A 12,479-nucleotide genomic window follows, 5' to 3' on the forward strand; every position below is an offset into this window, starting at 1 on the left:
TGTTGTTTAGGCGAGATTTAATCTCGCGAACCCGACTATAGATTCGCGAATGGTCAGCACAGCGTCACGCCGCGGCCTCGTCCGCATCCGCCTCCGCCCGGCCGGCGGCGGATTGCGAGGCGCGGTTCATGACAGCCAGCAACTCCGTCAGCTGGATCGGCTTGCCGACGTGGCCGTCCATCCCGGCCGCCATGCAGCGTTCGATCTGTTCAGGCTGGACATTGGCCGTCAGGGCCACGATCGGCGTTCGCGCCACGGCGCCGCCCATGGCCCGGATCGCCCGCGTCGCCGCCAATCCGTCCATGACCGGCATATGCACGTCCATCAGGATCAGGTCGTAGCCGCCCGACCGGGCCGCTTCCACCGCCTCGGCCCCATCGCAGACCGTGTCCAGATTCACGCCCAGCCCGCCCATGATCGCGGTGACCAGTTCGCGGTTCGCCGGGGCGTCGTCGGCCATCAGCACCCTCAGGCCCGCCGGAATGGCCCTGTCCGCCGGAGCTGACGGCGTCTGCGCCGCCTCGGCGCGGCGCAGCGGGACGGTGAACCAGAAGGTCGAACCCTCGCCCGGCCGGCTGTTCGCCCCGATCTGACCGTCCATCATCTCGATCAGGCGGTGCGAGATCGCCAGGCCCAGCCCCGTGCCGCCGTAGACACGCGTGGTCGAGGCGTCGCCCTGGGTGAACCGGTCGAACAGCTGGGCGATCTTGTCCGGGGCGATGCCGATTCCGGTGTCGCTCACCGTCACCCTCAACCGCCCGCCATCCTCCCCGATCGTCAACCGGATCTCCCCGGCCGAAGTGAATTTCACCGCATTGGACAGGAAGTTCAGCGTCACCTGTCGCAGGCGCCCCTCGTCGCCCATCAACGCCGTGGGCAGGTCGGCCGCGACATCGACGGTCAGGGTCAGACCCCGGGCGAGGCATTGCGACTCCACGATCGCCGCCGCGGCCTCCGCCATGGCGCGAGGATCGAACGGCTGCGGATCCAGGCCGACCGCGTCAGCCTCGAGCTTGGAATAGTCGAGGATGTCGTTGATGACCCCCAGCAGGGCGTTGCTCGCCGTTGCGATCCGGTTGGCCCAGGTCCGCTCGGCCGGGGGCAGGTTCGCACTGTCTTCCAGCAGTCCCGAGAAGCCGATCACGCTGGTTAGAGGCGTCCGCAACTCGTGGCTCATATTGGCCAGGAACTCCGACTTGGCGCGCGCGCCGGACTCGGCCCGGTCGCGCGCCTCGATCAGCGCCTCTTCCAGACGCTTGGTGTCGGTGACGTCGCGCACGACATCCTGGAATTCGACCACCCGGCCGTCGTCATCCCGGATGATGGATGTCCGCGCCTCGAACCACCGCACCTCGCCGTCGCGCGGCAGACCGCGGTATGTCACGCCCCGATGCGCGCATTCGGGCGGCGCCTTGACGAACTCCCGGAAGCTCTCGGCCAGGGCGGGGACGTCATCGGGATGGATGAACGACGTGGCCGGCCGCCCGATCAGCGCTTCGGGCGCGTAACCGGTCGCGGCCTCCAGCGACGGCGACACATAGGTCACCAGACCATCCACGCCGTAGGTGACGATGACGTCCGTCGCCCGCGAGGCCAGCAGCCGGTAGCGGCGCTCGCTTTCCGTGATCCGCACGACAGCCCGTTCCGCCTCGGTCACGTCGCGGAACACGCCAAGCAAGGCCGTGACGCGCCCGTCGGAGTCCCGCTCGGCCCTTGCATGGGTCTCGATCAGCCGTTCCTCGCCATCCGCCCGGATCAGCCGGGCGCGCGAGCGGAAACCCTCCCCGGTCCGGACGCCTTGCATGACGGCCGCCTGGATCCTCGCCCGGTCATCGGGGTGGAAAAACCCGACAGCGCTGTCGAGGCCGGGATCGAAAGTCTCCCGCGTCACGCCATAGATGGCGTAGACCCTGTCCGACCAGGTCGACTTGAACGTCTCGGCGTCCATCCGCCAATGCCCGACGCCGGCCATCTCCTCGGTCAGACGCAGCAGCTCCAGCTGCTCCTCCAGCTGCCGGGCGGCCTCCGCCCGGTCGAGGATTTCACCCGCCATGCGGGCCAGCAGTTTCAGGCTTTCGATCCCGGCGTCGCTCGGCCGCGGACGCGGCCGTATGTCCATCACGCCGATGGCCCCGACGCTCTCGCCGGCGGCGTTGACGACGCCGACGCCGGCGAAGAACCGCAGATGCGGTTTCCCGGTCACCATTGGATGGTTGCGGACCCGTTCGTCCGCCAGGGCGTCCTCGATCACCACCACCGCGCCCGGCCCCATGCCCGCGACCAGATGGGTCGCCGTCAGGTTCCGGGGCATCTGACTCTGGCCCAGGCCGACGTTGGCGCGGAACACGGTCCTCTCGCCGTCGCAGACGCCGATCATGGCGTGAGGCATGTCGAACATGGCGCAGGCCAGCGCCGTCAGCCGGTCGAACGGCGTTTCCAGATCCAGGCGGCTCGGCGCCGCTTTTCGCGGCATTTTCGAACGCTGCACTCCCATGCCGCCAGCTTGCACGGTCAACAACGAAGTTTCGGTTAGCGGCCTCGTTCGACCATCCACTCCGGCGCTTCGAAGTCCAGGGCGTCCTCCGACGCCTCCAGCGCCAGTTCGGAGACCGTCTGTCCTCGCACCGAGACCCCGGCCGCATGCACGGTTTCAGGGTCCCCCGACACCAGCGGATGCCAGTCCGCCAGCCCCCGGCCCTCATTGATGCGGCGGTACCCGCACGACAACGGCATCCACCTCAACGCCTCGATGTTCCATGGCGTCAGCTTGATGCAGTCCGGCACATGCTGCTTGCGATTGGCGTAGTCGATGCAGGTGCAGCGTTCCGCGTCGAACAACTTGCAGTGCACCCGCGTCGGGACGACCTCGCCGGTGTCCTCGTCCTCGAACCGCACCAGGCAGCACAGGCCGCAGCCGTCGCACAGACTCTCCCACTCCTCGCGGGTCATCTGCTCCAGGCGCTTGGTTTGCCAGAAAGGCTGTTCCATCGTCGCCTGTTAGCCCCTCGCGGCCCGTCTGTCTCGCACAAGACGTCCGCGCCGGTGGCCACGAGGGCCCTTACGCCCTATATGGCCGCCTTCGACCGCTCGGCCTCCCCGCCGAGCCGCGTGTCCAGGGTTTTCATGGCTCCCCGTCCTCCTCTCGTCGCCCTCAAGAACGTCCGCCTCCAGGACGGCCAGCGCCCGCTGTTCGACGGCGTCGACATCGCCGTCGAGCCGCGCACCCGCGCCGCCCTCGTCGGCCGCAACGGGGCCGGCAAGTCGACCCTGATGAAGATGGTCATGGGCCTGATCGAGCCCGACGCCGGCGACCGTTCCGTCCAGGCCGGCACGCGCTTCGCCTATGTGCCCCAGGAGCCCGTCATCACCGGCGCGACCTTGCTCGACTACGCCGCCTCCGGGGGGGCCGAGCGCTGGACCGCTGAGGCCTGGCTGGCCACCTTCGGCCTCGATCCCGAAAAGCCCGCCGTGAACCTGTCCGGCGGCGAAACCCGCCGCGCCGCCCTCGCCAAGGCCTTCGCCGAGGAACCCGATCTGCTGCTGCTCGACGAGCCGACCAACCACCTCGACATCCTCGCCATCGAACTGCTCGAGGAAGAACTGATCCAGGCCCGTTTCTCGGTCCTGGTCGTCAGCCACGACCGCGCCTTCCTCAACCGCGTCACCCAGTCCTGCCACTGGCTGGAAGGCCGCCGCGTCCGCACCCTCAACAAGGGCTTCGCCGCCTTCGACGAATGGTCCACCAAGGTCCAGGAGGAAGAGGCCCAGTCCCTGCAGCGGCTGACCAGGACCATCGAACGCGAGACCGAGACCTTCTACCGCTCCATCACCGCCCGCCGCACCCGCAACGAAGGGCGCGCGCGCTCGCTGGACGCCCTGCGCGCCGACCGCAACGAACGCCTCAAGGACATCCCGCGCGAGCTCCAGCTCGGCGTCGATTCCGGAGCCACGTCCGGCAAGCTGGTGGCGGACCTGAAGGGGGTCTCCAAGAGTTTCGGCGACCGGCCGGTCATCAAGCCCTTCACCACCCGCGTCATCCGCGGCGACCGCTTGGCCATCGTCGGCCCCAACGGGGCGGGCAAGACCACCCTGGTCAAGATCCTGCTCGGCGAACTCGCGCCCGACGAAGGCACGGTCAAGCTGGGGGCCAATCTCGAACCGGTCTATCTCGACCAGTCGCGCGAGGGCCTGCGCAGCGACATGACGCTTTGGGACGCCCTGACCCCCGGCGGCGGCGACAGCGTCCTTGTGCGCGGCGTCTCCAAACACGTCGCCGCCTACGCCAAGGACTTCCTGTTCCAGGAAGGCCAGCTGCGCCAGCCGATCTCGACCCTGTCGGGCGGCGAGCGCAACCGCCTCCTTCTGGCCCGGGCCCTGGCCAAGCCGGCCAACATGCTGGTCCTCGACGAACCGACCAACGACCTCGACATGGACACGCTCGACAAGCTGGAAGAGCTGCTCGAGACCTATGACGGCACGCTCATTCTGGTCAGCCACGACCGCGACTTCGTCGACCGTCTGGCCACCTCGACCATCGCCATGAACGGCCGGGGCGACATCGTCGAGACTCCGGGCGGCTGGACCGACTTCATCCGTCAGAACCCCGGCTTCCTCCAGCCCGGCGCCAACCCGCGCCCGCAGGACAGGGACGCCGCCAAACGGGCCGAGGCCGCCCCCGCCCCCGCCACGGTCGCCGCCGCCGCTCCGAAGAAGCCCGGCAAGATGACGTTCAAGGACACCCACCGGCTCAAAGAGCTGGAGGGGCTGCTGGCGACCCTCCCCGCCGACATCGCCCGTCACGAGGCGACCCTGGCCGACCCCGGCCTCTACGCCCGCGACCGCAAGGCCTTCGACCGCGCCACCGCCAACGCCGACCGCGCCCGCGCCCTGCTGGCGGCGGCGGAGGAGGAATGGCTGGAGCTTGAGGCGAAGCGCGAAACGCTGTCGGCCTGACCGGCCAGATCGCCGCATCGCGCACGACCGGCGGCCAGGCTAGCGTTCGCCCATGACCGCCCGCATCCGCCGTCTCGAACTGACCCCGGCCGAACGCCGCGCCGCCGCCCGCGCCAACGCCGCCCTGGCCCTGCTCCCCCGTTTCAGGGCGGATGGGTGGCGGCTGACGGCGACCCAATGGCTCAGCAGCCGCTTCGGCGCCTCGGCGGCGCGGGTGACCGCGGCCCAGCTCAAGCGGCGCGGCGTCAGGGTCGAAACGGTGCGCATCCCGTCCGAAGACGGCGGCGTCGCCATCCGCATCCTGAATCCCCCCGGCCCGCCCCGGGGCGTCTTGCTGGACATGCATGGCGGCGGCTGGGTCGTCGGCAGCGCCGGCCTCAACGACCATCTCAACGCCGATCTCGCCGCCGACGCGGGTCTGGCCGTGGTCTCCGTCGACTATCGCCTGCTCAGCGAACCGCGCGGCGTGCTGATGCAGCACGCCCTGTCCGACTGCATGGCCGCCGGACGCTGGCTGGCCGCAAACGCCCGCACGCGCTTCGGGACCGACCGGCTGTTCCTGTCCGGCCAGTCCGCCGGGGCCCATCTCGCCGTCCTGAGCGCCCTGGCCCTGCGCGATGAAGGCCGGTTCGGCGCCTTCCAGGGGTGCGTCCTGACCTATGGCGTCTATGACCTGTCGGGAACGCCGTCGGCGCGGGCGGCGGGCCCCGAGACCCTGGTCCTGAACGGCCCCACCCTGGCCTCCGACCTCGGCCGCCTGACCCCGGACCGCGACGAGGCGGGCCGCCGTCGCCCCGATATCTCGCCCCTCTACGCCGACCTGCGCGGAATGCCGCCCGCCCTGTTCGTCAGCGGCGACCTCGACCCCCTGCGTGACGACAGCCGCCTGATGGCCGACGCCTGGTCGGGCGACGCCGAACTGCTGGAGGTGCCCCTCGCCCCGCACGGCTTCATCCATTTCGGCGGCCGGCTCGCGACCCGGTCGCTGGCCGAGATTCAAGCCTGGCTGGAGCGGCGCCTCGCCGTCCTCGAGGCCGCCTGAACCGCACCCCCGCCCGAAAACCGGTCGTCCGCGCGAAATTCCGGTTCAAAACATCGTCCCTGTGCAGAAGTCACAAGAGCTTCACAAAGAACAGAAAATTGCCCGGACCGCACAATGCCGTCCCCGTCCTGCAAACTTTATCCACAACACCGTCCACAGACGGTCATTCCGGACCGCTTGCCAGTTCCGCGGATCGGAGCGAGCTTGATCAGGCCGAGGGACACGGCGGCGCGGAAAACCGGGGAGACCCGGGGCTCAAAGCGGACCGGCCCGGCTCTCTGACCCGACGCACCGGGGGGTTTCGACCCCGACGGACGGAGGGCAGGATCAAGGCCCAAAGGACTTTTCAAAGGCTTCGGCCGGAGAAAACCCCGAGGGAACCGGATCGGGATCGATGGACGGCGCGGGGCTCGACCTCGTGGAACGCCGGAGACTAGGAGCGCGACAGGATACAGCCGACCATCGCCGGGGTTCGCCCCGTTGATGCAAAGCCAGGGTCCTGAACCTCAATGGCCAAGTCCAACCCGGACTTGGCGAGGGGACGAGGGAAGCCGGTTCGCCGGGGACTTTCGTCCCCTCGCTCAATTCCGGCGTTCGATTGTCGCGCAACCTCATGGACATCGCCCCGCACCCCGATAAGCTGAGCCGTGTTTCTCAAGGAGCGTCCATGCGCCTCGTACTGATCGCCGCCGCCGCGCTTGTCACCGCACCCGCCACAGCCCAGGACGCGAGGCCGCCAGCCTATGCAAACGCCGAAACCTGCCTGCGCGACAAAGTCGCCGTGGCTGTTCGGGCTGGAAGCGGCGCCGCCGATGCGGCCGATTTCCTGCTGACCTACCTCTGCGCCGGTCCCGTGAGCGCCGCGGGCGCCTATCAGCGAAACACGGCCTACCTCGCAGCCATGCAACAGATGACGCGGAGTATGTCAGCCATGACTTCGTCCGGGTCAGAGGCGGCGCCTGAAGACGACGTGCCGTTGGACGATGAGGTCGATGAAGATGTGACTGATGAAGATTCGAGTGGGGTATTCGGCTTGTTCGACGGAGCGACCGTCGATCCGGTCACCGGCGAGTTCGTGGCCGACCCCTCGAAGCCCGCCGCCATGGGCGCGGCCTTCGGCCTGCAGCTGAGCGCTGCCAGTCTGGTCGGAGCCGACCAGCGGCCGGTCTTCCTGCGCGAACTGGCGGGCCGTCTGGTGCTTCAACACCGTCGCTGACTGCGCTCTGCGGCTTTCCTTCGCGGGTTGCGCACCTTACACCTTGGCCATGAGCCGTTCCGGACCTCGCCGTATCGTCCCCAGTCGCCGCGCCGTGATCGCGGGCGCCGGCGCGCTGGCGGCTGCGGCGGCCGTTTCGGCCTGCCAGCGGTCCGAGGCTCCGGTCGACGAAGAGGGCCGCGTCCGCCTGCGTTTCGCCACCGACTGGCGCGCCCAGGCCGAGCACGGCGGCTTCTACCAGGCCCTGGCTTCGGGGGCCTACGCCCGCCGGGGGCTGAACGTCCAGATCATGCAGGGCGGACCCGGCGTGAACGTGCCGCAATTGCTGGCCTCGGGCGCCGTCGAGCTGGGCATGGGCTCCAACAGCTTCATCCCCCTCAACCTGGTCGCCGAAGGCGCACCGGTGAAGGCCGTCGCCGCCTTCTTCCAGAAGGACCCCCAGGTCCTGATCGCCCATCCGGACCCCGCCCTGAAATCCATCGCCGACCTTCAGGGACGGCCGTTCCTGCTGGCCGACGCTTCGATCACCGCCTTCTGGGTCTGGCTGAAGGCGAAGTACGGCTTCACCGACGATCAGGTCCGCAAATACACCTTCAACCTCGCCCCCTTCCTCGCCGATGAGCGGGCGGTCCAGCAGGGCTATCTGACCTCCGAGCCCTACACCATCGAGCAGACCGCGGGCTTCACGCCCAGGGTCTTCCTGCTGGCCGACGAGGGCTATCCTTCCTACGCCACCATGGTTCTGGCCCCGGACGCCTTCGCCCGCGACAACGCCGCCGCCCTGCGCAGTTTCATCGCCGGCTCGGCCGAAGGCTGGCGCGACTATATCCAGGGCGACGGCAAGGCCGCCGACGCCCTGATCCGCAAGGACAACCCCGAAATGACCCAGGACGTCCTGGATCAGGCCCGCGCCAAGCTGAAGTCGAACGGCATCGTCGACGGCGGCGATGCGGCGCTCTACGGCCTCGGCGCCATGACGGCCGAACGCTGGCAGGCCTTCTTCGACGTCACCTCGGGCGCCGGCGTCTATCCGGCCGGTCTGGATTGGCGCAAGGCCTTCACGACCCAGTATCTGCCTGGCCGTGGCTGAGGCGACGGCCGCGCTTTCGGACGTTGTCGTTCACTATCCCGGCCGCCAGCCGCTCGGGCCCATCGACCTGTCCATCGCTCCGGGAGAGATTGTCGCCCTCGTCGGGGCGTCCGGCGCCGGAAAGTCCACCATCCTGCGTTTGCTGGCCGGGCTGGAGCATCCGTCCCGGGGTCGGATCGATCGCGCCGCCGCCCCGGGCCGCACCGGATTTGTTTTCCAGGCGGCCACCCTGATGCCCTGGACCGACGCGCGAACCAATGTCGCCTTGCCGCTCGAACTGGCCGGCGTCGCCGCTGCCGAGGCCCGTCGCCGGGCGGATGAGGCCCTGGCCGCGGTCGGCCTCGGCGACCGTCTGACCGCCCGTCCCCGCCAACTGTCCGGCGGCATGGCCATGCGGGTGTCGCTGGCCCGCGCCCTCGTCACGGAACCCGATCTGCTGCTGCTCGATGAGCCCTTCGCGGCCCTCGACAGCGTCACCCGCCGCCGTCTGATCGAGGATCTGCACCGACTGTGGGCCGTCCGCTCTCCCCGGCCCGCCATCGTCTTCGTGACCCACGATGTGGAGGAGGCCGTCTATCTGGCCGGGCGCGCGCTCGTGCTGGACGCCGCGACAGGGCGGGTGACGCGGGAGCTGGCGACGCCTGGAGCCTTGCCCAGGGCGCCGGACTGGCGGTCGGACGCCGGATACCGGGCGACGGTCGAGCTTCTGGCCGTCGCACTGGCCCGCAGCATGGCGACGGTCCCCCCGGAGGCCGGCTCATGACGCGTCTTCTCCCGCCCCTCCTTCTGACCGCCCTTCTGCTGGCCGCATGGGAGATCGCCTGCCGGGCGCTGCACGTTCCCGCATATTTTCTGCCCCCGCCCAGCGCCGTCGCCGTCGCCCTCGTCGATCGCGCGCCGGTGCTCGCCGCTTCCGCCGCCGCCACCTTCCGGATGGCGATGCAGGCCCTGATCGTCGCCGCCGTCCTCGGCGGCGGCCTGGCGCTGATCGTGTCCCTGAGCCGGCCCGCCGAGCAGGCCGTTCGACCGCTGGCGGTGGCGCTGCAGGTCACCCCGGTCGTCGCCATCGCCCCCCTGGTGCTGATCTGGACAGGACTGGATCACGCCGATCGGGCTGTCGTCGCCCTCGCCGCCGCCGTCGCCTTCTTCCCCCTCTTCTCGGGCGTTCTCACCGGACTCAAGGCCGCCGATCCGGATCTTGAGCGGCTCTTCGACCTCTATGAGGCCACGCCGGTCCAGCGCCTGATCCGGCTCCGCCTTCCCGCCGCCCTGCCCTTCATTCTGGAAGGGCTGCGCGTCGCGTCGGGGCTGGCGGTGATCGGGGCGGTGGTGGCCGAGTTCGTCTCGGGCTCCGGCGCGACCCAGGGGCTGGCCTGGCGCCTGCTCGAGGCCGGCAATCGCCTGCGCACCGCCGACATGCTCGCCGCCCTCGTGCTGCTGATGGTCATGGGCCTGACGCTCAATGCCCTGGTAGGGGTTCTGGAGCGCACCGTACGGAAACGAACGCTCTAGATTTTCACGGCCTTGCGCGTGGGCCGCGGCGGTTGCGTTAGGCCCGCCTTAAGGGGCTGCCGACTAACCTGATGCTCCAGTCCTTGCGTCCGGAGCCGCCCCTTGCGTCGCGCCCACAGCCTCCCGATCGCGCTCCTCGCCGCCACCCTGGCCAGCGCCGCCGCAGCCCAGACGCCGGCGCCCGCCGCCCGACAGGACCTGCGGCAGCTTTCATGGGCTGGCCGGACCATGGCCGCGACGCCGGCCGCCGCTCCCGCCCGCAGCGACCTGCGCCGCCCCAACCTCGTCATCCCGCACGGCGGCTTCAGCGCGGTGGCCCCCGCGCCCTCCAGCCCCGCCCCGTCGTCCGCGCCGCGTCGCACCCTGACGCCCGCAAACGCCTGGATGCAGCCGCCCGCTGCGCCCCCCGCCCCTGCTCCGGTTCGCGCCGATGCCCCGGAGCCGATCTCCGCCGCCCCGCCCCCACCTCGCCCGGCCCCGGCCCCGGCCGCGGCCCCGGAGTATCTCGCCGACCGTGGCGGGCGCGGCCAGCCTGTTCCGGCCGCCATCGCCTATGCGCCGGCGCCCGAACCCGCTCCCTCCGGCATGGCCGCGCCGACCGGGGGCGAACCCGCCGACCCCATGGCTCCCCGCCGCGACGCCCCGATCTTCCGCCTGCGGCAGACTGCGCCCCAGGCTGAACCGGTCGCCGAAGCCCCCGCTTCCGCGTCTCAGGGTCAGACCGCAGCTCCCGTCCCCCGCATCGCCGAGGTCGCCAACACCGGAGAGCGCCCGCCGCAACAGGGCGCCCGCTACTACTCCGTCCATCGCCAGAACGGCCGTCAGCCCGACGCCCTGGCGATGCCCGAACCGACCTATGTCGACGCCCTGGCCATCACCATGACCGCGACGCCCGCGTCGCAGGACCTGGCCGAGCCCGACAAGGGCCCGACGTTGATCCGCGACAATGAGGGCCGACTGCGCGCCGCCCCTGCGGCCTCCGACGGGGATCATCAGTGAGCGACGCGGCGATCCTGACCTCCACGCCTTCGCGCCTTCCCGACCTGATCGCCCTCGCCGAAGAGGGCTCCAGCGAAAAGCGGCGCGCCCTGCTGCGCGAACTGACGGACCACTTCTTCGGCGGTTCGGCGCGGACGACGACGGAAGACACCCTCTACGGCGCGGTCCTGACCCGGCTGGCGGCGGACATGGAAGGCGCCGTCCGCGCCGAATTGTCAGCCCGTTTCGCCTCGGCTCCCGACGCCCCCCACAACCTGATCCGCAAGCTGGCCAATGACGAGGCCGCCGTGGCCGGCGCCGTTCTGGCTTCCTCGCCGGTGCTGACCGACGAAGACCTGCTGGGCGTGGTTCGCACCCAGGGTCAGGACCATCTGCGCGCCGTCTCGGCCCGGCCTTCGGTTTCCGAAGCGGTCTCGGACGTGATCGTCCGCCGCGGCGACGATGAAACCCTGGGCACGCTCCTGCGCAATGACGGCGCGCGGCTTTCGCGCCGGGCCTCGGAAACCGCGATCGAGCGCGCCAAGGCCAACCCGGCCCTGCACGAGGCGGCGGTCGAGCGGACCAGCCTGCCGCCGGATCTGCTGAACGAGATGTATTTCGTGGTCGAGGCCCGGCTCCGGACCCGGATCCTGGAGCAGAACGCGCGTCTGGATCCCGCCCTGCTGGAAAGCGCCCTGGCGGCCGGCCGCGCCCGCATCGCCACCGACGACGGCGCCCTCCCCGCCGACTACGCCGAATGCCTGGCCTATGTTGAAGAGTTGAAGGCCGCCGGCCAGCTCTCGCCCCAGATGCTGGCCCGCTTCCTGAGATCGGGCGGGAAGACGTCCTTCCTGATCGCCCTGGCCCAGCTGTCGGAGATCGATTTTCATACCGCGCGCCAGATCGTCGAGCGCCGCGAACTGGACGCCCTCGCCGTCGTCTGCAAGTCGGCCGACCTGGATCGGGCCCTGTTCCTGACCTATGCGGTGGTGCTGCTCAACGACGACGGCGACGCCATGGCCAAGGCTCACGCCTACGCCCGCATGTACGCCGAACTCACCCGCGACGCCGCCCTCCGCACCCTGCGCTTCTGGCGCATGCGGCGCGGCGCCCAGGCGGCCTGACCGGACGCAGACGCAAGAACGCCCGCCTCCGTCGCCGGAAGCGGGCGGTCCCTGTCACGGATACGGCGGATTACTTCTTGGCGCGACCGGCGGCGGCGGCGGCGCGGGCGGGTTTGCGGCCGCCCTGGCCCAGGCCCATCGACTTGGCCAGATCCGAACGGGCCTTGGCGTAGTTCGGCGCGACCATCGGATAGTCTTTCGCCAGACCCCATTTCGCCCGGTATTCCTCGGGGCTCATGTTGTATTTGGTGCGCAGGTGACGCTTCAGCGACTTGAACTTGCGGCCGTCTTCCAGGCAGATCAGGAAGTCGGGCGTGATCGACTTGCGCACCGGCACGGCCGGGTCCTTGACCTCGGGCTCGGGCTCGACGGCGCCGCTGGAAACCTGGGTCAGGGCCGCGTGAATGCTGGAAATGAGGCCCGGCACTTCAATCGCCTGAACATTGTTGTTGCCGACATAGGCCGACACGATGTCCGCCGTCATTTCGAGCAGTTGAGCATTGTCTTCCACGTGCAGGCCCCGTCTGGTTGAAATCATTTCTGGACTGAATCAGTCAGTGACGA

At 69.9% G+C, this 12,479-nt stretch carries 11 protein-coding genes; 8 read left to right on the top strand and 3 right to left on the bottom strand.

Features of this window, described 5'->3' with window-relative positions; all coding sequences use genetic code 11:
• Window positions 1-64 precede the first annotated feature (64 nt).
• Together WC555_RS01765 and WC555_RS01770 are read right to left on the bottom strand one after the other, a co-directional pair.
• Window positions 65-2,473 (bottom strand): PAS domain-containing protein, encoded by a 2,409-nt coding sequence (locus WC555_RS01765; RefSeq protein ID WP_373250607.1) that lies wholly within the window; start codon window positions 2,471-2,473, stop codon window positions 65-67.
• 56 nt (window positions 2,474-2,529) lie between these two features.
• Complete coding sequence (locus tag WC555_RS01770) at window positions 2,530-2,988, bottom strand: YcgN family cysteine cluster protein (RefSeq protein WP_373250609.1); 459 nt, start codon at window positions 2,986-2,988, stop codon at window positions 2,530-2,532.
• A 135-nt stretch (window positions 2,989-3,123) separates the two neighbouring features.
• Between WC555_RS01770 and WC555_RS01775 the strand changes: the two genes are divergently transcribed.
• The 8 genes from WC555_RS01775 to WC555_RS01810 all read left to right on the top strand — a co-directional run bounded on the left by WC555_RS01775 (window position 3,124) and on the right by WC555_RS01810 (window position 11,915).
• Complete coding sequence (locus tag WC555_RS01775) at window positions 3,124-4,953, top strand: ABC-F family ATP-binding cassette domain-containing protein (protein WP_373250610.1); 1,830 nt, start codon at window positions 3,124-3,126, stop codon at window positions 4,951-4,953.
• 52 nt (window positions 4,954-5,005) lie between these two features.
• On the top strand, window positions 5,006-5,995 hold the full coding sequence (locus WC555_RS01780; RefSeq protein ID WP_373250612.1) for an alpha/beta hydrolase: 990 nt from the start codon (window positions 5,006-5,008) through the stop codon (window positions 5,993-5,995).
• 667 nt (window positions 5,996-6,662) lie between these two features.
• Window positions 6,663-7,211 (top strand): hypothetical protein, encoded by a 549-nt coding sequence (locus WC555_RS01785; RefSeq protein ID WP_373250613.1) that lies wholly within the window; start codon window positions 6,663-6,665, stop codon window positions 7,209-7,211.
• A gap of 49 nt (window positions 7,212-7,260) precedes the next feature.
• Window positions 7,261-8,301: an ABC transporter substrate-binding protein gene (locus tag WC555_RS01790; RefSeq protein WP_373250615.1), complete on the top strand. Its 1,041-nt coding sequence runs from the start codon at window positions 7,261-7,263 to the stop codon at window positions 8,299-8,301.
• Window positions 8,294-9,064, top strand: coding sequence for an ABC transporter ATP-binding protein (locus tag WC555_RS01795; RefSeq protein ID WP_373250616.1), 771 nt, complete (start codon window positions 8,294-8,296; stop codon window positions 9,062-9,064). Before WC555_RS01790 ends, WC555_RS01795 begins: the two co-directional genes overlap by 8 nt.
• Entirely contained in the window at window positions 9,061-9,813 is a 753-nt protein-coding gene (locus tag WC555_RS01800; protein ID WP_373250618.1) for an ABC transporter permease, read from the top strand. The genes WC555_RS01795 and WC555_RS01800 overlap by 4 nt, the downstream gene beginning before the upstream one ends.
• 102 nt (window positions 9,814-9,915) lie before the next feature.
• A complete protein-coding gene (locus WC555_RS01805) occupies window positions 9,916-10,812 on the top strand; it encodes a hypothetical protein (protein ID WP_373250619.1) in 897 nt (298 codons plus the stop codon).
• Window positions 10,809-11,915, top strand: a complete 1,107-nt coding sequence (locus WC555_RS01810; protein WP_373250620.1) for a DUF2336 domain-containing protein — start codon at window positions 10,809-10,811, stop codon at window positions 11,913-11,915. Before WC555_RS01805 ends, WC555_RS01810 begins: the two co-directional genes overlap by 4 nt.
• Window positions 11,916-11,985: 70 nt before the next feature.
• Here the strand turns inward: WC555_RS01810 and WC555_RS01815 are convergent, their stop codons facing one another.
• Window positions 11,986-12,426 (bottom strand): MucR family transcriptional regulator, encoded by a 441-nt coding sequence (locus WC555_RS01815; RefSeq protein ID WP_373250622.1) that lies wholly within the window; start codon window positions 12,424-12,426, stop codon window positions 11,986-11,988.
• Window positions 12,427-12,479 lie beyond the last annotated feature (53 nt).

The sequence above is a fragment of the Brevundimonas sp. genome (assembly GCF_041648615.1).
In the GTDB taxonomy this organism is placed as follows: Bacteria; Pseudomonadota; Alphaproteobacteria; order Caulobacterales; family Caulobacteraceae; genus Brevundimonas.